General features: G+C 52.9%; 18 protein-coding genes. 13 read left to right on the top strand and 5 right to left on the bottom strand.

The window, feature by feature from the left end:
• Positions 1 to 90: 90 nt before the first annotated feature.
• The 3 genes from ACYVIY_RS01955 (at position 91) to ACYVIY_RS01965 (ending at position 2,831) form a co-directional block, all read left to right on the top strand.
• Entirely contained in the window at positions 91 to 1,002 is a 912-nt protein-coding gene (locus ACYVIY_RS01955; RefSeq protein ID WP_460974567.1) for a PorP/SprF family type IX secretion system membrane protein, read from the top strand.
• A 127-nt stretch (positions 1,003 to 1,129) separates the two neighbouring features.
• On the top strand, positions 1,130 to 2,242 hold the full coding sequence (locus tag ACYVIY_RS01960) for an AAA family ATPase (protein WP_460974568.1): 1,113 nt from the start codon (positions 1,130 to 1,132) through the stop codon (positions 2,240 to 2,242).
• Positions 2,243 to 2,408: 166 nt separating this feature from the next.
• Positions 2,409 to 2,831, top strand: a complete 423-nt coding sequence (locus tag ACYVIY_RS01965; protein WP_460974569.1) for an rRNA adenine methyltransferase — start codon at positions 2,409 to 2,411, stop codon at positions 2,829 to 2,831.
• 244 nt (positions 2,832 to 3,075) lie between these two features.
• Here ACYVIY_RS01965 and ACYVIY_RS01970 read toward each other — a convergent pair whose 3' ends face one another.
• Together ACYVIY_RS01970 and ACYVIY_RS01975 are read right to left on the bottom strand one after the other, a co-directional pair.
• On the bottom strand, positions 3,076 to 3,582 hold the full coding sequence (locus ACYVIY_RS01970) for a thioredoxin family protein (protein WP_460974570.1): 507 nt from the start codon (positions 3,580 to 3,582) through the stop codon (positions 3,076 to 3,078).
• 42 nt (positions 3,583 to 3,624) lie between these two features.
• Positions 3,625 to 4,134 carry a low affinity iron permease family protein gene (locus ACYVIY_RS01975; RefSeq protein ID WP_460974571.1) on the bottom strand — a complete coding sequence of 170 codons (510 nt, stop codon included), beginning with the start codon at positions 4,132 to 4,134 and terminating at the stop codon, positions 3,625 to 3,627.
• Between the two features lie 175 nt (positions 4,135 to 4,309).
• Here ACYVIY_RS01975 and ACYVIY_RS01980 point away from each other — a divergent pair, with 175 nt between their 5' ends.
• Complete coding sequence (locus ACYVIY_RS01980; RefSeq protein WP_460974572.1) at positions 4,310 to 6,160, top strand: ABC transporter ATP-binding protein; 1,851 nt, start codon at positions 4,310 to 4,312, stop codon at positions 6,158 to 6,160.
• A gap of 5 nt (positions 6,161 to 6,165) precedes the next feature.
• On the opposite strand, the gene ACYVIY_RS01985 is transcribed toward ACYVIY_RS01980, so the two are convergent.
• Together ACYVIY_RS01985 and ACYVIY_RS01990 are read right to left on the bottom strand one after the other, a co-directional pair.
• On the bottom strand, positions 6,166 to 6,654 hold the full coding sequence (locus tag ACYVIY_RS01985) for a DUF3368 domain-containing protein (RefSeq protein ID WP_460974573.1): 489 nt from the start codon (positions 6,652 to 6,654) through the stop codon (positions 6,166 to 6,168).
• Entirely contained in the window at positions 6,651 to 6,896 is a 246-nt protein-coding gene (locus ACYVIY_RS01990) for a UPF0175 family protein (protein ID WP_460974574.1), read from the bottom strand. The genes ACYVIY_RS01985 and ACYVIY_RS01990 overlap by 4 nt, the downstream gene beginning before the upstream one ends.
• A gap of 144 nt (positions 6,897 to 7,040) precedes the next feature.
• Between ACYVIY_RS01990 and ACYVIY_RS01995 the strand changes: the two genes are divergently transcribed.
• Complete coding sequence (locus ACYVIY_RS01995) at positions 7,041 to 7,640, top strand: hypothetical protein (RefSeq protein WP_460974575.1); 600 nt, start codon at positions 7,041 to 7,043, stop codon at positions 7,638 to 7,640.
• Between the two features lie 30 nt (positions 7,641 to 7,670).
• Positions 7,671 to 8,930: an OmpA family protein gene (locus ACYVIY_RS02000; RefSeq protein WP_460974576.1), complete on the top strand. Its 1,260-nt coding sequence runs from the start codon at positions 7,671 to 7,673 to the stop codon at positions 8,928 to 8,930.
• A 76-nt stretch (positions 8,931 to 9,006) separates the two neighbouring features.
• Here the strand turns inward: ACYVIY_RS02000 and ACYVIY_RS02005 are convergent, their stop codons facing one another.
• Positions 9,007 to 10,398 (bottom strand): Gfo/Idh/MocA family protein, encoded by a 1,392-nt coding sequence (locus ACYVIY_RS02005; RefSeq protein WP_460974577.1) that lies wholly within the window; start codon positions 10,396 to 10,398, stop codon positions 9,007 to 9,009.
• A 68-nt stretch (positions 10,399 to 10,466) separates the two neighbouring features.
• Between ACYVIY_RS02005 and ACYVIY_RS02010 the strand changes: the two genes are divergently transcribed.
• From ACYVIY_RS02010 to ACYVIY_RS02040, 7 genes are all read left to right on the top strand, one after another.
• A complete protein-coding gene (locus ACYVIY_RS02010) occupies positions 10,467 to 11,132 on the top strand; it encodes a DUF3267 domain-containing protein (protein ID WP_460974578.1) in 666 nt (221 codons plus the stop codon).
• A gap of 140 nt (positions 11,133 to 11,272) precedes the next feature.
• The gene (locus ACYVIY_RS02015; RefSeq protein ID WP_460974579.1) at positions 11,273 to 11,557 is read left to right on the top strand and encodes a putative quinol monooxygenase; all 285 of its coding nucleotides are present in this window, start codon (positions 11,273 to 11,275) and stop codon (positions 11,555 to 11,557) included.
• A 169-nt stretch (positions 11,558 to 11,726) separates the two neighbouring features.
• Positions 11,727 to 13,247 carry a sulfatase family protein gene (locus ACYVIY_RS02020; protein WP_460974580.1) on the top strand — a complete coding sequence of 507 codons (1,521 nt, stop codon included), beginning with the start codon at positions 11,727 to 11,729 and terminating at the stop codon, positions 13,245 to 13,247.
• A 33-nt stretch (positions 13,248 to 13,280) separates the two neighbouring features.
• The gene (locus ACYVIY_RS02025; protein WP_460974581.1) at positions 13,281 to 14,273 is read left to right on the top strand and encodes a formylglycine-generating enzyme family protein; all 993 of its coding nucleotides are present in this window, start codon (positions 13,281 to 13,283) and stop codon (positions 14,271 to 14,273) included.
• A gap of 24 nt (positions 14,274 to 14,297) precedes the next feature.
• A complete protein-coding gene (locus tag ACYVIY_RS02030; protein ID WP_460974582.1) occupies positions 14,298 to 15,050 on the top strand; it encodes a hypothetical protein in 753 nt (250 codons plus the stop codon).
• Positions 15,051 to 15,233: 183 nt separating this feature from the next.
• Entirely contained in the window at positions 15,234 to 18,008 is a 2,775-nt protein-coding gene (locus tag ACYVIY_RS02035; protein WP_460974583.1) for a TonB-dependent receptor, read from the top strand.
• Between the two features lie 59 nt (positions 18,009 to 18,067).
• The gene (locus ACYVIY_RS02040; RefSeq protein ID WP_460974584.1) at positions 18,068 to 19,231 is read left to right on the top strand and encodes a DUF4249 domain-containing protein; all 1,164 of its coding nucleotides are present in this window, start codon (positions 18,068 to 18,070) and stop codon (positions 19,229 to 19,231) included.
• Positions 19,232 to 19,236 lie beyond the last annotated feature (5 nt).

Below are 19,236 nucleotides of genomic sequence, written 5' to 3' on the forward strand. Positions count from 1 at the left end.
GCTGTTGATAGGAGGAAGGTTCCGCTATCGACAGCCATTTTAGGTTTTTAGCGTAAAACGCCCCAATTTGGTCGACTATTCATTTGCTATATGTTTCGTGTTCACCTGAGTAAAATCGTTAGGCTCGTCTGTGTTCTTGCACTGGTCTGTCAGCAGGCACGGGCTCAGCGGGAAGTCCTGTATTCGCAGTATCTGCTCAATACGTTGAGTATCAATCCCGCCTATGCGGGCAGCCGGGAGTCGTTTCAGTTGTCGGCGTTTCTCCGGCGTAAATGGTTCGGCGTGCGGGCTGCTCCCGTCACGCAGAGCGTATCGGCCGATGGACCTATTGCAAATGGGCGGATAGGGCTGGGGTTTCAGGCCCTCAACGACCGAATGGGCCTGTTTGCCGCAACGGGCGTCTACGGAAGCGTTGCCTATCGATTTAATCTACCAGCTTTGGCGAAGCTGTCGGTTGGCGTTCAGGGCGGGGTAAGCGTATTGCCCCTGTATGATTTTGCGTCCGCAGCGAGCGTGAACCGGGCCATCGGCAGCTTTGGCGTTGGGATTTATTACCAGTCCGACCGTTTTTTTGGTGGGCTCTCGGCACCTGAACTGACCGGTCAGACGCTGGACCTGGCGGGGCGGTTCCTGTACAAAAGCGTTCGGCCGATCATGGCGCAGGCGGGCATGAAGTTTCTTGTGGGTGATAATACCGTACTGATTCCCTCGGTGCTCGTTTCCAAGATCGCCGACCGACCCTTGGGGGTTGACCTGAACCTACGGGCCTGGTTTAATGAACAGGTTGGATTAGGCGTATCCTACCGACAGAATAGCCCCGGCCTGATCCAGACAAATTACCTACAGGCATTGGCGGAATACCAGCTGACAAAGGCGATTCGGTTAGGGTATATCTTCAACTCCGACACGCCCGAGAGCCCGAATGCGATGCAGTACTACCAGAAAAGCGTACACGAACTCATGCTACGCTTCTCGCCCAACAGCCTGAGATTTACATATTAGCGGTACTACGTATTAAATGAGGAATTCATAATGTTAAAAGTTGCTTATACCGAGTCGACTTCACGGTTAGGCGATTTATGGAAAATTTGGGTAACTTAGTCCCCTAGAAACGTAATCCAACGCCCCTTTGAAACCCCACGAAGAGATTTCCAGGGCCGACATGTTTCGCTACCTGACGGCCGACAGTCGTATGCCCAACCAACAAACTATCCAGAATTTATACATTCCCAGCGACCTCGACCGGGAGTTCCCGTTGGCTCCGCACTTTGTTCAGGCCTTCGGTAGCTATCCGAATTATCTGCACTTCAACGATGATTTCAAGCTGTCGGGCCGCGATCTGCTGGATAGCCGGGGGTTTGCATTGATCAATCACTCGGCCCGCGTTACCGACGAAGGCTGGAGCATTGTGGAACGGATTTACCAGCACGAGGACGGTGTCCTGTTGAAAGCGGAGTTTGTTGGTGAACGGTTCTTTCGGCTCTACGGGTTTTATCGCGAGGAGGCATCAGCCAGGACGCTGCTGGTAGGCTTGCAGGAGCACAAATACGTTCATGAAGATAATCAGACGCATATTTATCTCATTCAGAGTGGCCTGGGTGGGCTGCATACCGAACGGGTTGAGATCCTGCCGCCCGACATCAATCTCGAACTGCATTACAATGCCGACTTTCCGCCCGTGCATGAGCGGCTGGTGAATCTGCTGGCCCAGCCGAAAAGCAAAGGACTTATCCTGTTGCATGGCGAACCTGGAACCGGAAAAACGACATACATCAAATACCTTAGTTCGCTGGTCAAAAAGGATATGCTCATTTTGCCGCCTTACATGACCAACTACCTGACCTCCCCCGAGATCATTCCGTTTCTGCTCGATAACAAGGATTCGGTGCTGATCATTGAAGATGCCGAGCGGATTCTGCAATCGCGCGAAGCCGGTGGCGACACCAACAGCGTCTCAAATATCCTGAACCTGACGGATGGACTCCTGGCCGACTGCATGCATATTCAGGTGATTGCTACGTTCAACGCCAGCAAGCATCTGCTCGACAAGGCGTTGTTACGTAAGGGGCGTCTGATGGTCGACTATGCCTTTGGTAAACTGGCTCCCCAAAAGGCCAATGATCTGCTTGGACACCTGGGCATGGAGTACCGCACGAATGAGGCTATGACCCTGGCCGACATTTTCAACCTGGAAGAGCAGACCGTTTCCGGCGAGCGCCACGAGATGAAAATGGGATTCTAGACCAATAGCTTACCTACAATTTCTGTTGATTTAGCAACCAGTCAGGATAGGTCAAACTATCCTGATGTAGGAGTTACGTACACTTGAAAAATTTATGATGTCAACCTTTTTGCTGGCATTGCTTGACATACGGATCACTTGTACAACAGGCAAATACTGACATAAGATGCAATTTGATCCCAACAATCCCATTGTTCAACTATGCGTTAAAGGCATTGAGTTAGAAGGCGAAAATCCCCAACAAGCGAAATCTTTATTCTTGCAAGCTTGGAACCAAGCAAGTACTGAGGTTGAAAAGTTTATGGCTGCCCACTATCTGGCGCGACACCAAAATTCGGTGACCGAAAAATTAAAATGGGATCAGAAAGCCTTACAATTGGCGCTGCAAATTCAAGATGCTACTATCACTGCTAGTTATCCATCCCTGTATTTGAATGTAGGAAAAGGATACGAAGAATTAGGAGATATAGAACAGGCAAAAAGCAATTATCAACAAGCTTTCTCATATATCCATCATCTGTCAGATGATGGGTATGGAAAGATGATTAAACAAGGAATCGAAAGCGCGTTAAAGAGGCTGATTGTATAGCACATTACTGGCTATAGACGTAGGCCAATCACTTCGGCTTCCTAACTTAATAACATAAAATGAGTGGCTGTTGCAAAAGTCAACACTGCTTTGAATAGCTCTTGCCAGCCTCCTGTTTTCGAGGTGAAAAATTGGTCGAATAAGCTTAGATAGTAGGCCTGCCTAATCACTTTCGGACTTTTGCAACAGCCACATGAGTTATAGAACAGATCTGGGGTAAGTGCAAAGCTCCCGTATGTCAATATTACCGTCCGTCCACTGCGGTTGAGTCCGGCAGAACAGGAGCGAGCGGCTCGGTTGGGAGTACGCGCTTGCGTTTAGTCAGCGACCGGCGCATTTTGGGCATGTCCAGCACCATGTCCGCCTGTTTCAGCATTGCGTTGATACCCGCATACCCGGCTGCCCGGTGAACCACCTCACCCGCAGGCGTGATGAACAGGGCGGTTGGATAACTGGAAACAGCGTATGTTTTGGCTAATTGAACGCCTTCTCCCCGTTCAGCGTCCACCTGGTAATTAATGAAGTGCTCGTTGAACTTGGCTCCGATCTGTGGATTCGGAAAAGCCTCTCTTGTCATTCGTCGGCAGGGCGGGCACCAGGTTGTGTAAAAGTCAACGTAGATCGGCTTATGCTGACGACTGGCTTCGGCCTGTACTTGTTGCCACGACCCTGTAAAAAATCGAACGCCTGAAGGTTCCTCGGCCCGCATGGCGACCGAAAGCAGACAGAACATAAGGGCAAGACGCTTCATACGCCAAATGTAAACACAAATTCCCTACCGCCTGGGACAGCGTTATGAATCTGTGTGCTCGTTTGTAGAAGTGGGCTGATGATTACGGCGTCGGCGTCGATTCTGTAAGTCTTCGGTTTTCTCTACGTGAATTTCTTCGGCCTCTTCGATCGAGTGTGACTCCACAAAAATGGCCTCTGCTTTTGCCTTCTCGGCCAATCGCCCGAAAAAATCGTGCAGTACGTGTAACTCAGCTTCGGTGAGGTCTTCTACATTGAGCAGTCGGTTACTGGCTTTTCGATTTACGGCAATCAACTCATTGAGCTTGATCTGCATCGCCAGTGAATCCTTGTTCTGCGCTTTCTGAATCAGAAAAACCATCAGGAACGTAATGATGGTCGTGCCGGTATTGATCACGAGTTGCCAGGTATCCGAATACCCAAAAATCGGCCCGGTAATCATCCAGATAATAATCGTCAACAGCGCCAGCAGAAACGCCGACGATGAACCGGTGGCCTGGGTGGCGCGAGAAGCGAATTTTTCAAAAAAACGTGCAAATCGGTTAGTGGTCATAGGGTGCATAAATGAAGGTGTATCTATCAGAAACGGGTGACGTACCCGCTTTGTGAACTTAAATTCGTTTAATCCCGGCAGCTGAGTCAAGAACGGCTGGTCAACTGGCTGAGTTGGGGAGGTCTAGAGCAAATCTAACTGAACTAATCCCCAGTTGGACTTGTCTTTTATTTGTATGGCAAAACCTGTAACTCCACACGTTAACTCCACTGATACTAAGGCTGAAATAAGCTGGCGCGAACGGTTCGCAGCCCTGGGAAACCTGCCCGCTTTTTTTCGATTGGTCTGGGAAACGTCACCCGGTTTGTTTCTGGGCAACGCAGCCCTGCGATTGGTTCGGGCCGCTATCCCGGCCGCTACGTTATACATCGGCAAGCTGATTATCGATCAGGTTGTTGACCTAACCAAGCATCCCGACAACGGCAATACCGAATACCTCTGGTGGCTGGTGGCGGCTGAATTTGGACTGGCCATTCTGTCAACGGCGCTCGGACGGGCTGTGGCGCTGATGGATGGGTTGCTAGGCGATTTGTTTGCGAATCAGACCTCAATTCGTTTGATGGAACACGCGGCCACGCTTGATCTTGAACAGTTCGAAGACGCTACGTTCTACGATAAGCTCGAACGCGCTCGTCGGCAGACAACGGGCCGGACGGTTTTGCTGTCGGGTGTGTTCGGGCAGGTGCAGGAATTGATCTCGGTCGGCTTTCTGGCGGCTGGTCTGGCCGTGTACAACCCCTGGCTGTTGCTGCTGATTCTGGTGGCGGTAACGCCCTCGTTCATCGGCGATAATTATTTCAACCAGCGTAGCTATTCGCTCTCGCGCTCCTGGACCCCCGAACGACGCGAACTCGATTACCTGCGTTACGTCGGAGCCAGCGATGAAACGGCGAAGGAAGTAAAGATTTTTGGCCTGTCAGGCTTTCTGATCGATCGGTTTCGAACACTTTCCTGGGAGTATTTTACGAAGAACCGGGCGCTGGCCATTAGCCGAGCGGGGTGGGGTACGCTGCTGACGGCGCTCGGTACGGCCGGTTATTACGGAGCCTACGTCTGGATTGTAATGCGGGCGGTGAATAGTCAGATTACGCTCGGTGACCTGACCTTTCTGGCGGGATCGTTCCGGCAGGTGCGGGGTTCGCTGGAAGGGATTCTGCTGCAATTCAGTAGCCTGACTCAGGAAGCGATCTATCTACAGGACCTGTTCGATTACTTCGCCATCAAGCCGCTGATTCACTCAAACAAGACGACGCGTTCGTTTCCGAATCCAATCCGCGAAGGGTTCGTGTTCGAAAACGTTGGATTCAAATACACCAACTCCGACCGATGGGCGTTACGGAACCTGTCGTTTACGTTACAGGCCGGTGAAAAACTGGCGCTGGTTGGTGAAAACGGCGCAGGGAAGACCACCCTGGTTAAACTGCTGGCGCGGCTGTATGACCCGGCGGAAGGGCGTATTCTGCTGGATGGGTATGACCTTCGGGAGTATGACCTGACCGAGCTTCGCCAAAATATCGGGGTTATCTTCCAGGATTACACGCGCTTCAAAATGTCGGCGGGCGTAAACATTGCCGTTGGCGACATTGACCAACGTACCAATCAGCCACGTATCGAAACGTCAGCCCAGCGAAGTCTGGCCGATACGGTTATTGCCAAGCTGGCCGGGGGCTACGATCAGCAGCTAGGCCGCTCGTTTGGCAAAGGCGTCGAACTGTCGGGGGGCGAGTGGCAGAAAGTGGCACTTGGCCGGGCGTACATGCGCGACGCACAACTCATCATTCTTGATGAGCCGACCGCAGCCTTAGATGCCCGCGCTGAGTACGAGGTGTTCCAGCGATTCGCGAAACTGACCGAAGGTAAGTCGTCCGTCATTATCTCGCACCGCTTCTCGACGGTACGTATGGCCGACCGGATTCTGGTGCTGGAAAACGGTACGTTGCTCGAAATTGGCTCGCACTATGAGCTACTGGAAAAAGACGGCCGTTACGCTGAATTGTTCGGCTTGCAGGCGCGGGGCTATCAATAGAGTTATTAATATTCGTCTACACTTTCCAGAACTTGCTTAAGCAAGGCGGGCTTGTACCACATGCCCGCTTTTTGTTGCAATTCGTCGATAATAGGCTTCATTGCCGGAATATATCCTTTTTGTTTAGCCACTTTTAAAGTACCAAGTAAGCCGGTAAAAGATAAGCCAACTTGCTGAGCTTTAACTCGACCTCGTAATTCATCTATCAAAAGTAACGTTGCGTTCAGTTCAACAGCTAAGGCAATAGCTTCCGCTTCTCCAGCGTCTAACTCCTGCTGTAAGTCGGTTAGGAGAAGGGTATTGAATACACCTTTTACCTCAATCCACTCAACAGCGAGTTGCTTTTCTACATCAATACCATAATCGTTGAGCCGAAGCAGTTCAAGGTACACCCGATGCGGAATAATAACGCGACTATATACTTGTTGTAGTAAAATCAATTGATCAATCTGAACAAGTCCGCTCAAAATGGATGTATCACTAACGACAATCATAGCAACCCTAACGTTTGCAGGGTCTGCTGATCATGCTCCCAATCCGCAGCATCAAATGAAACTGGAATACGACGACTACCTAACTCTCGTTGAAAGCCGACATGTCCTAAACTGGTTAATTCACCTCCCTGTCCAACGGTAATCATACCTGTTTCATAAAGATGAATAGCCAGTTCAAGCAATACTTGCTGTGGTGACAAACCTGTTTGACTGATAACAGCGTCGTTTAATTCAATAGTCATAGCCTTGACTGGTTAATAATTCTCTAAGTTAACGTTTAATGGTGTTCGATTGCTAAAACTGCGAAGCATAACGTTTTCTAGCCTACACCGCTTTTTGAGTAGTAGTTAGATTAGTTTGCCTTACTGCATAAACTGATGCTGACCATGAAAACGCCTGTTCTTGTTGCTGCCTTACAAGGGCTTATTGCCGTTACGTTCGCGCAGACGCCTACGGTTCCGTCGCCCGACGTACAGATCAAGACCGCCGTGCTGGCCGCTCCGGCTGACAAACGCGACGGCGCTACCGTATACGGTTACTCACCAAAGAATGAATTTATCGTACTCCGTAAGGGAACGAACGAGATGGTGTGTCTGGCCGATGATCCAAAGCAGAAAGGATTGAACGTATCGTGCTACCACCGCGATCTGGACCCGTTTATGGAGCGCGGCCGGGTGCTGAAGCAGGAAGGAAAAAAAGCCGACGAGATTCTAAAGATTCGTGAGCAGGAGGTCAAAAGCAAAAAACTGACTATGCCCAGCCACCCGTCGTCGCTGTTTTCGTATACGGCTAAGGACGAGAACTTCAACCCCGCAACGGGTGACGTAAAAGACGGCTATCTGCGCTACGTCGTGTATATTCCGTACGCTACCGCCGAAAGTACAGGTTTACCACTCAAGCCCGAAGCGCCTGGTATGCCCTGGATCATGGACCCCGGTACGCACCGCGCCCACATCATGATTAACCCGCCCACGGCGTCGAACTAAAGGAAGTACACCACTAATCCAATAGGCTGTTTGGGACGGAAAAGAGTGATACCCCTGATGCCGCAGATGAACGGGCCGTTCCGGTTTTGTTATGGCGGTAAGCTTTTGCAGGTAGCCGTGGTGTACGCTCTATTTGTCGGTCAGGGTATGGCCCAGACTAAGGAAGTGGACTACTCCCGTATAAAGTCGCCACTCGCTAACCCTAACCCGGTTCTGATAAAACCTGCGCCAGCTGATTTGGGGCGCAACGCAGCGCCGAGTGTATTGACGATCAAAGCGTTTGCGGTTGACATTCGTAAGCCGCTCGCGTCCGCTAAAGTCAGAATTACGTCAAAAAATACGAATAAACTGGAGTCGTTTGTTTTGCTGAACGGCCAGCTGGAGTGCGTGTATACCGCTCCCGAAGTATTAACCATTGAGGTCGGCGGAGCGGGCTATACGACCGTTACGCGTACCATGACGATTGCCCTGTCGCCAACGGGCAACCGCTATGAATTCGATGCGCAGCTTGACCCCGCTGGTATTAAACTGATCGTGTGGGCGGTGGATAGCCGGACCCGGAAAATCATTAACGACGCCCATTTCACGATTTCGGGCAAAGCCGGAAGCGCGACCCAGTTGCTAACGCCCGATTCCACGACAGGCAAGGTCAAAACCGAACTACCTGGTAAAGGGGTCTATCAGTTGAGTAGTTCGGCGGCTGGCTACGGGAATTTTACGAAGTCAATCCGGCTGGACAGTGCTGAAAACGAAGCTCAGGTACTCTTATCGCCCATAAAAGCGCCGATTCCTAAAACTGAAGCGCAGGCCTTGCCCGAAGCGGTTGTGAAATCAATAAGGCCGCCGACCGTGGAGACACCGACCGCAGCCCCGGCCATTCGGGGGCCGGTTCTATCGAGTACCCTAAAAATGCCAGCCATTACCAGCAGGCAATTCGGCGTAGTGGAGAAGGCGAAGCCGGTTCAATTGAAGAATCTATATTTCGATCAGAGTTCTCCGGTGATACGTCCCGAATCGTTTCCTGAACTCGATCAACTGGCGGCTATGCTCCTGGAAAACCCGTCGTTGCAACTTGAACTACGCGGCCACACGGATAATCAGGGCGATTTTGATTTAAACGTAAAACTCTCCCGCGACCGTTGTCAGTCGGTTATTGACTACCTGGTGAGTAAGGGAATCGCCAGGAGCCGCCTGAAAGCCGTTGGGCGCGGCCCCATCGATGCGCTTGCTCCCAATACCAGTGAAGAGAATCGGAAGAAAAACCGACGCGTCGAATTTGTGGTGTTGTAATCGCAGGTGGAAGATAATAGGAAGCTGATTGTTTCTGTAGCGGGCGATTTAAATCGCCCGCTACAGGAGTAAAATACTACTGCATCTCGGGCTCCGTGCCGCGAAACGCATCTTTCTTGGTAATGCTGGCCAGCTTGACTGGGCGACCGTCGCGGGCCGATTGGTAGATGGCTTCCATAATCTTGTGGTCCTGTAAACCTTCTTCACCCGGAGTGAACGGCGTTTTGTTCTGCGTTACGCATTCGGAGAAGTGGTCAATTTCCGACGCGAACTGGTTTTTCTCCGAAATTTTTGGCTGCTCTTTGTGCTCTACGTTGCCTTCCGCGTACGAAAGTTGGGGTTGCAGGCCGCTGTAGGCAAAGGCGGGGTCCATACCCATCCAGCCGCGTTCGGCCATCACGCGGTACCGACGGGTTTCGTGGACGCCGTAGTTGGTGCCACAGTTGGCAATAACCCCACTCGGAAAACGCATCTGCCAGCTCACCATTTCTTCGACTTCCTTAAAACGCGGGTCGCCGGGCGTACTGTACTGGTAGCCGAACACCTCGTTGGGTTCTTCGCCCAGCAGGTAACGTACCGTGTTGAGGCAGTACAGACCAATATCGGGTAACGCACCCCCGCCCGCCAGGGCTTTTACGTGCCGCCAGTGCTGCGGGTTGGCCGAGTTCTGCACGTTGAAGGCTTCGATGAACTTGGTAGTCCCGAATCGATTCGACTGGATCATGTCGCGGATCATGCGGTTGTTAGGCTCGTACTGGATGCGGTAGGCGACCATCAGTTTGCGGTCGGCTTTGCGGCAGGCATCAATCATCGCCTGGCACTCGGCTGCGGTGTTGGCCATCGGTTTTTCGCACAAAATATGTTTACCCGCCTGCGCCCCCCGAATGGTGTATTCGGCGTGCATACCGTTGGGAAGCACAATGTAGATGGCCTGTACCTCGGGGTTGTCTTTCAGTCGGTCGTACTGATCGTAGGTATAGCAGCTCGACTCTTTAACGCCGTATTGCTTCGCCACTTTCTGCATCTTCTCGCGGCTGCCGCTGACCAGCGCCACAATCTTCGATTTTTTGCACTCGCCAAAGGCAGGCAGCAGCTCGTCGAGCGTCAGATGGCCCAGGCCGACAATGGCGTAGCCAACGCGCTGGTCGGGTGGCGTAGGGGATGGCGTCGGGCCCGATTCAACTTCGGTCTTTGCTTTCCAGTCTTCCAGCTTGATGGGCTCGTCGACTTTAGCGGGAATCTTAGCTGGGGGCGACAGCGCAGGCAGCTTCGGTACGTTGCCCGACGACGATGCATAGGTGCCCGAACTACCCGTTGCATTCTGGCTTGTTTTGCAGGAAGCTGCCAGTCCACCGGCTACGCCCAGCGCTACGGTTTGCCCGGTAATGGCCAGGAAATCTTTACGCGATACCCCGCCCTGGGCTGGTTCGCCCAGGATGAGCTTTACCAGGTGATCGATCTGTTTCATAACGTTGTAGTTTTGCTGAAAACCCCAACAGGCAACGCTTTGTTGAGAAAACCAATCGACTAGCTTCTATGCGCCCAACCGTTCATGACCTTCATCACTCCGGCCGTTACGTCCTGATTGAGTCGTTTGGCATTGATGAGATGAATCAGTTTGTTTTACGGGAACTGGGCATGACGCCCCCGTCGGCCGAAAAGCCCCGTATGCGCGGGTTGAAAACCTGGCTCTTTATCCTGGTGATGCTCTTGGCCGGTGGACTGGTTGGGTACGTTGGTTCTCCGCTGTTGATCAGTCAGGCCAGGCAGGGCGGTGGCTTGTCGATCGTGTGGCAACTCGGCGCGGGGATATTTGGGTTGTTCGTTCTGCTGCCTATTCACGAGTTCATTCATGGACTGGCGTTCAAATCCATCGGCGCACCGCACGTTGGGTACGGCTACTCCCTAAAAAGCCTGATGGTGTACGCTTATAGCCAATTGTTTCCGGCCACCATGCGCGAGGTTGCGTTTGTAGCGATTATGCCGTTTCTGGTCATTACGTTGGGATTGGTAACGGGCATGGCCGTCTGGCCCGCCTACACGCTGTTCTGGATTGTGCTGATCATAGTGCATATCAGTGCCTGCCTCGGTGATTTTGCCCTGATCCGGTATTACCTGAAAAACCGCGACCGCGTCATTTACACCTACGACGATGTAGAAAACGAACGCCGGTCTTACTTCTTTACGCCGGTGACAGCCTGAGTAAAGGTCTGGTCGTCGACGCTGTTTTGCGGGTTGGGCGGCATTTGGTGCAGCTCAGTCGGTAAAAATAACAGCTCATGACTTCCTGGTTGGCTAGAATCGGCCCGTTGCGCATTTTTGGCGGGTAAACAGCACGTATAATGATTTATATTTTAGCTAACATTCAAATTCAGGTGTACGCCCAGTTTATTGCCGTCTTTACCGCCAAAGGCAAAGAAGACCGGCAGCGACACGGCTGTCAACGTACGCAGGTGTACACCACCACCGACCCCAACGCACTGGTTGTACTCTTTGACTGGTCGTCGCGTCAGGATTTCGACGGCTTCTTAGCCGATCCGTCCGTTAAAGAAACAATGAAAGCGAGTGGTACGATGGGGCCACCGACGTTTACGTTTCTTGACAAGGTGGGCGAGTTACCCGGCTGATGGAGAAGTTAAGTTGATGGGGTTGGTGATCGGTTGTATGACATGCCGTAAATTGCAGATGTTACGTAGTGCAACCGAGTGAGCCGTTTAGGGGTCCTGTCGTTGGTTTAGAAACAGTAGGATTAGCGCTGGTCCATACTTACATGCGTAGAATCAGGTGACAACAAAGATGAAGGTATGGTTTTTTCCGGTGGCCGTTATCGCGGCAGTGGTCATTGGTGGGCTCAGCGCGTTCCGCCCCGCTCCCCCGGCACCTAGGAATATTATTTTTATTCTGGCCGACGACCACCGCTACGATTTTATGGGTTTCACGGGCAAGGTAGCGGGGCTGCAAACGCCTAATCTTGACCGGCTGGCGCGTGAAGGTGCCCACGTACAGAACGCGTTTGTATCCACGGCGCTTTGTTCACCCAGCCGGGCCAGTATCCTGACCGGTCAATACGCCCATACGCATAAGGTTGTCGATAACTTCGCGCCCTTGAGCAAAGGGCTTATGTTCTTCCCGCAGTATTTGCAGAAAGCTGGGTATCAGACGGCATTCCTGGGCAAGTGGCACATGGGCAACACCGACGATCGGCCACAGCCGGGCTTTAATTACTGGCTTAGTTTTCAGGGGCAGGGCGTCTATTACAATCCTACCTTCAATATTAACGGCAAGCGCGTTCCGCACGGCGATAGCAGCTACACCACTACCTTACTGACTGATTACACCCTAAACTGGCTGAACGGTCGGGACAAGAAAAAGCCATTCATGCTGTATCTGTCGCACAAGGCGGTTCATTCCGAGTTTCAGCCCGCTCGGCAGCACCGGGGACGTTACGCCAACATGCCCATCAATTACCCCGCTTCCATGTACCTGACGGCCACCGACAGCAGCAAGCGGTGGGAACCCGATCCGCTGGCCAGTCCGGAGAGTGGGCTCGGCAAGGTGAATATGCAGGATATGCCTAACTGGGTGAAAAAGCAGCGGTATAGCTGGCACGGGGTCGATTATATGTACCACGGCCAGATCGGCTTTAATGATTTTTACCACCAGTATGCTGAAACCCTGCTAGGCGTTGACGACAGTGTCGGGCGCGTACTGAAGTGGCTGGACGAAAACGGTCTGAGTGAGAACACAATGGTTGTGTATATGGGCGACAACGGCTTTAGCTTCGGCGAACGGGGCCTGATCGACAAGCGCCACATGTACGAAGAGTCGATGCGGGTGCCCATGCTCGTTCGGTGTCCGGCGGTCGTTAAGCCGGGTACGAAAGTTACATCCGTGATTCAGAACGTCGATATTGCCCCGACCTTCATGGCGTATGCCGGTTTGCCGACGCCTAAAAACATGCAGGGGGCTTCGTTCCTGCCTATTTTGCAGGGAAAGTCAATACCGTGGAAGAACCGGGCGTTTTATGAATATTACTGGGAAACTGATTTTCCGCAGACACCAACCATGTTTGGCGTTCGGACGGATCGGTACAAGTATATTTTTAATTACGGTGTCTGGGATGCCAACGAACTATACGATTTGCAGACCGATCCACAGGAAGTAAACAACCTGATTCGTAGTCCTGAGCATCAGCAGGTGGCCGGGCAACTGCGCGATCAGGTGTTCGATTGGCTCGAAGGCAGCGGAGGTATGCAGATTCCCCTGCATCGCATCCGCCAGAAACGATCTGATCACATTTATAAAGGAACGTATTAGCGGTAAAGCCAGCAGATGGCGGTGAGAAGGCGAATGAAGAGACGCATACGTATTGGGAAGATGAGCGGGCTTGGAATGCTGCTACTGGCCGGTGCCTGCCAATCGAAGCCGGATTCGTACGCGTTCACGGACAACGTAACGGTCTATGCGCCGACGGACCAGCGCCCGACGGTCGAGAAAGCAGCGGATATTGCCGTACGTCCGCCCGCAGGCATGGTGTACGTACCGGGTGGACTGACCCAGATTGGGGCGCTGGACGGGATGCCGCACGAGAAACCCGTTTTTTGGGTGTCGGTAAAGCCGTTCTTTATGGACGAACATCCCGTTACAGTCGCTGAATTTCGCCGGTTCGTCGATGCTACGTCCTACAAGACGGAAGCTGAAAAATTAGGCGATGCCGGGGTGCTGGACGAAACGACGCAGGAGTGGACACTTGTGAAAGGCGCTGCCTGGCAGTATCCGCAGGGGCCCGACAAGCCCAAAGCGCCCGACGATCACCCTGTTACGCAGGTATCCTGGAACGATGCTCGTCAGTACGCCAACTGGGCGGGTAAACGCCTGCCCTACGAGTTTGAGTGGGAACATGCCGCCCGAAACGCCATAAACAGCCGGACGCTGTATCCATTCGGTAACGACTTACAGACGGCCAGCGGTAAATTTCGGGCCAACACATGGAACGGTACGTTCCCGCAGCAGGATGACGTGCTCGACGGATTTCATTATACATCGCCCGTCGGGTATTATGGCAAAACTCCACTCGGCCTGACTGATATGACCGGTAATGTGTGGGAGTGGTGCGAAGACTGGCGGCAAACCTACGCTGATGTACTGGCGAAACAGAAACCGCAGTCGCCCACCGAAAAGGTACAGCGGGGCGGTTCGTTTCTATGCGAGCCGGGCTGGTGTCACGGCTACCGCGTGTCGGGTCGGTCGTTTACCTCGCCTGAAACTTCGCTGATGCACGTCGGGTTTCGATGCGTCCGCGACATACACGCCCCGGTGAAGGGCGATTTAACCCGACGTTGATTTGAGTGTGCTTATTGTGTGACTATGACTTCTCAACAACTACAACGACAGATAGGCCCGCTGTGCCTCGCCCTGATGCTGATTGTTTGCGGCTTAGGTATTACGAATGCGCTGGGGCAGACGGCCCGTGCCGACACCGGTTTCGTAACGGCAGCCATTCGCAATGCCACGGCGCGTTACGAAGCCCAGAATCAGAACAAAGACCGGCTGTATACCGGTATCGAATACGTCGGCTATGATTATCGGCTGAACGGGAATCCGTTCTGGACGTCCGACAATTGGAAGGTCGGGTCGGTCGCCTACAATGGTGCTACGTTCGATTCGATTCCGATGCTGTACGATATTGTGCGGGACGTCGTTGTGATCGAGCACCCGATTGGGTATCGCATGACATTAAGCAGCGATAAACTGACGTCGTTTTCGTTGTTCAATCACGCCTTTATCCGGTTTGCTGACAGCACCAGTCGCGGCTTCCGGCGTGGTTTCTACGATCTGCTTTACGATGGCCCTACGCAGTTGCTGGCGAAACGACTGAAAAGCGTAGTGATCGAGCCGACGCGCCAAAACTACGGCAGGTTCGACGAAAAAACGGTTTACTACCTCCGCAAAGAAGGCCAGTATTTACCCGTTAAAACGAAACGCTCTCTGTACAGCGTCCTGCGTGATCGCAAGAAGGAGCTGACTACGTATGCCCGAAAGCAGAAAATTCGCTTCAAGGAAGACCCCGAAGCGGCCATCACGAAACTAACACAGTATTACGATCAAATAAGACAGTAAGCGCCCCTCCCTCACGGCAACGGCCGACCGCCCCTCACTCTGTGGGAGAGGGAAATTAATCAACCAAATCTTAACTCCCCTCGCCCTATGGCAGAGGGGCTGGGGGAGAGGGGAAGACACACTAAATCTAGTTGCCAATTTGGGCTATGCGTACTGAACCGGGATAGCCGTTTATAGTCGATTATGAGAAACGTTTACCGATTATTTATTCTTATCGCTGTCATTGGGTTACGTACCGTGCCGCCTGCCCTGGCGCAGTCGGATCGGAACGCGGCCATCAGCGGGCAGTTCATGGACATCCCCTTTAGTCAGTTCGTGAGTGAGCTGGAAGGACGCACCGACTACCGCTTTTTCTATAGCCCGAACGAAGTGGATAGCCTGCGCGTCCGGCTTCAGGTGACCAATCGCCCCCTGCCCTACATCCTCAGCCGCGTTTTCGACGGTACGCCCTTCCGGTTTGGTATCGATGCGCAGAAACGGGTGTTCATTACCATCGACCAGGCGATCCGGACGGAGTTACCCATTGGTTTTTTCGAACGGGGAGCCTCTGGTACGGATAGCGATACGGTCGGTATTGCGTATGGGCCAGGCAAAGAAAAAGCCCGCGCGTCGCTGGAAACGAAGCTGTTCGAGATTGGGTCGCGGAGCAGCGCCGGGAAGGCCGGTAACGCTACGTTGGCCGGTCACGTACGGAACGGAGGCACCGGAGAGCCCGTTCCGGGCGTTGCGGTGCTGATCGAGCAGCCGCGCGTTGGGGTCTTAACGGACCAGTACGGGTATTTTTCAATGGCGGTCCCCCGCGGGCGGCATGAGCTGCGCATTCGAAGCATCGGCCTGAAAGACACCAAGCGGCAGATTCTGGTCTACGGCGATGGTAAGCTCGACATCGAAATGGAAGAAGAGGTGATTCCGCTGAAAGAGGTTGTTGTCGATGCGAAAAAGAATGTCAACGTAGCGGGCCTGCAAATGGGTGCCGACCGGTTAGACATCAAAACGATCAAGCAGGTGCCGACGGTGCTTGGCGAAGCCGATCTGATCCGGGTGGTGCTTACGCTGCCGGGCGTAAAGTCGGTGGGAGAGGGGACGGTCGGCTTTAACGTTCGGGGGGGCTCGGCGGGTCAGAATCTGGTGCTGTTCAACGACGCCGTTATTTACAATCCGTCGCACCTGTTCGGGTTCTTTTCGGCCTTCAATCCCGATATTATCAAAACGGTTGACTTATATAAAAGCGCCATTCCGTCGCACTACGGCGGTCGGCTGTCGTCGGTGCTGGACGTAACGACGCGCGACGGTAATAAGAAAAAACTGGCGGGCTCGGGCGGTGTTGGGCCACTGACGGGGCGGCTCACCCTGGAAGGTCCGATCGTGAATGAGAAAACGTCGTTTCTGATCGGCGGACGTACTACGTATTCCGACTGGTTATTGAAGCAGTTGCCCAACGGGTCGTACAAAAACAGTGCGGCTTCGTTTTATGACGTAAATCTGCACCTGACGCATGATCTGAACGAAAAAAACAGTTTCTACCTGACGGGGTACCTGAGCCGCGATCGGTTTAAGCTTAACAGTGATAGCTTGTATACGTACCTAAATCAGGTCGCGAACCTGAAGTGGAAGCACGTATTTGGCAACAAACTGTACGGCGTTTTTCAGGCGGGGTTCAGCCGGTATAATTACCAGATAGCCAGCGAAAAAAAGCCGCTTGAAGCCTTTGAGTTCGGGTTTGATATTCAGCAGACGAACGCCAAGGCTGATTTCAACTACTACCCGCATTTTCGGCATGCCGTCGATTTTGGCATCAGTACCACAAAGTACAAACTCCAGTCAGGCAATTTGCAGCCTACTGGTTCCGAATCGCTGATTCGCCCGGACGTTGTGCCCGGCGAGCAGGGGCTGGAGAGCGCTATCTACATCGGCGACCGGTTCGATATTTCGCCCCGCTTATCGGTCAATCTGGGCCTGCGCTATTCCTTATTTAACAATCTGGGGCCAAGTCAGGTGTTTACGTATGCGCCAGGTCTGTCGCGCACCGAACGGACCATTCAGGATACGGTGGCGTATGGGGCCGGGAGCGTGGTGAAGACGTACCACGGGCCCGAGTACCGGCTGGCTCTTCGCTATTCGTTAACGGACTACTCATCGGTCAAATTAAGCTACAACCGGATGCGGCAGTACCTGCACATGCTGTCGAATACGGTGGCCGTTTCGCCACTGGACATCTGGAAACTGAGCGATTCGTACCTCAAACCCCAGATTGGCGATCAGTATTCGATTGGGTACTACCATAATTTGCGGGGAGGTACCATTGAACTTTCGGCCGAAGGGTATTACCGCACCCTGGAGAATCAGCTCGATTACAAAGGCGGGGCTACGTTGCTCCTGAACCACCACCTCGAAACCGACATCGTTAACGCCGAAGGGGTGGCGTATGGAATTGAAGTGATGGCTAAAAAAATGACGGGTAAACTCAACGGCTGGGTAAGCTACACCTATTCGCGCTCGCTGCTGCGAACGCCCAATGTTCCTGCGTCGGACGTAGTGAATGCCGGTAATTTTTACCCCAGCAGCTACGACAAGCCGCATGACGTAACGATGGTGGGTAACTATAAGGTCAACCGGCGGTTCAGCATATCGCTTAACGTTACGTACAGCACCGGTCGGCCGATTACGCTGCCTCTGGCGAAGTACCAGCTGGGCGGGGCCGAGCGGGTCTATTACTCCGAGCGCAACCAGTACCGTATTCCTGATTATTACCGGGCTGACCTATCGCTCAACCTGGAAGGCAACCATAAGATCAAGAAGCTGGCGCATAGTTCATGGACGTTCGGCATCTATAACTTAACGGGTCGTCGGAATGCGTATTCGGTGTATTTCACCTCGTCGGGCGGCATTATTCGGGGTTACAAGCTGTCTATTTTTGGGCAGCCGATTCCAACGCTCACGTATAATTTCAGATTCTAAGTAACAAAGGAAGTCTCAATCAGGCTTTCGAACAGACAAGTCGTGCAAAGACAATGTTGATGAATTCTTCGTTTAAACAAGTTTGGGAACAGGGTCGGTATTGGGCGTTCGGGCTGGCCCTGCTGGTCGTTGGCAGCTGCGTTGATCCGTATCGCCCCCAGGAGATTTCGGCTCCGAACCGGTATCTGGTGGTCGACGGTTTTTTGAATGGTGGTTCGGGGGCCACAGTCATCAAACTGTCGCGGACGCAGAATATCCAGGATTTTAAGAAGCCGGCTCCGGAAACAAAAGCCCTTGTTCGCGTGGAAGGCGAAGGAAGTGGTCCGTATGCCCTTACCGAAGGACCAAACGGAACGTATACGCTGGAATCGCCGGCGCTGACGGTTGGACGAAATTACCGGGTACGTATCAAAACCGCCGACGGGCAGGAATACCTGTCGGATGCCGTAACCGTAAAGAAGACCCCAAAAATCGACAGCCTCTCGTGGTCGGTGCAGAATGACGGACTTCAGGTTTTCGTGAACACCCACGACGCAACCAACCGAACACGGTATTATCGCTGGGAATACGAGGATACATACGAGATCCAAACCCCGTATCAATCGCCGTTCGAATTAGTCGATGATTCGATTGTGGAGCGTAAGGTGACAAACATTAATCGCTGCTGGCAAACGCAGCTATCGACCAACATTATAATTGGCTCCACGGCCCGGCTTACGCAGGATGTTTTGCAGCGATCGCCCATTCTGTTCATTCCGGGCAGCTCTCCCAAGCTCTGGATCAAATACAGCCTTATGGTAAAGCAGTACGCGCAGTCGCCCGAAGGGTACGCCTACTGGGAGAATTTGCAGAAGAACACGGAGCAACTAGGCTCGCTGTTCGATCCGCTGCCTTCGCAGGTAACGGGCAATCTGCACAATGTCGCGAACGCAGCCGAACCGGTGCTGGGCTTCATCGATGGCTATTCGGTGGAGCAGGTACGTGTATTCATCGACCGACCGGCCGCGTTGCCGCGTTCCCTGATCAATACGGGTTACGAAACGTGTAAGCTGGATACGATACCGTTTCCCTTGGATCCAACGCCTTTAAAAGACTGGTTAGGACCGAGTGGTGGGTATAATGCCGTCGAGTTACTGGCTCCAGGGGTGTACCTGGCTGCGGCTGTTGGTTGTACAGATTGCCGGAACCGGGGAACGACCACAAAGCCTTCTTTCTGGCCTTAAACGAC

The organism is Spirosoma knui, from assembly GCF_054780635.1.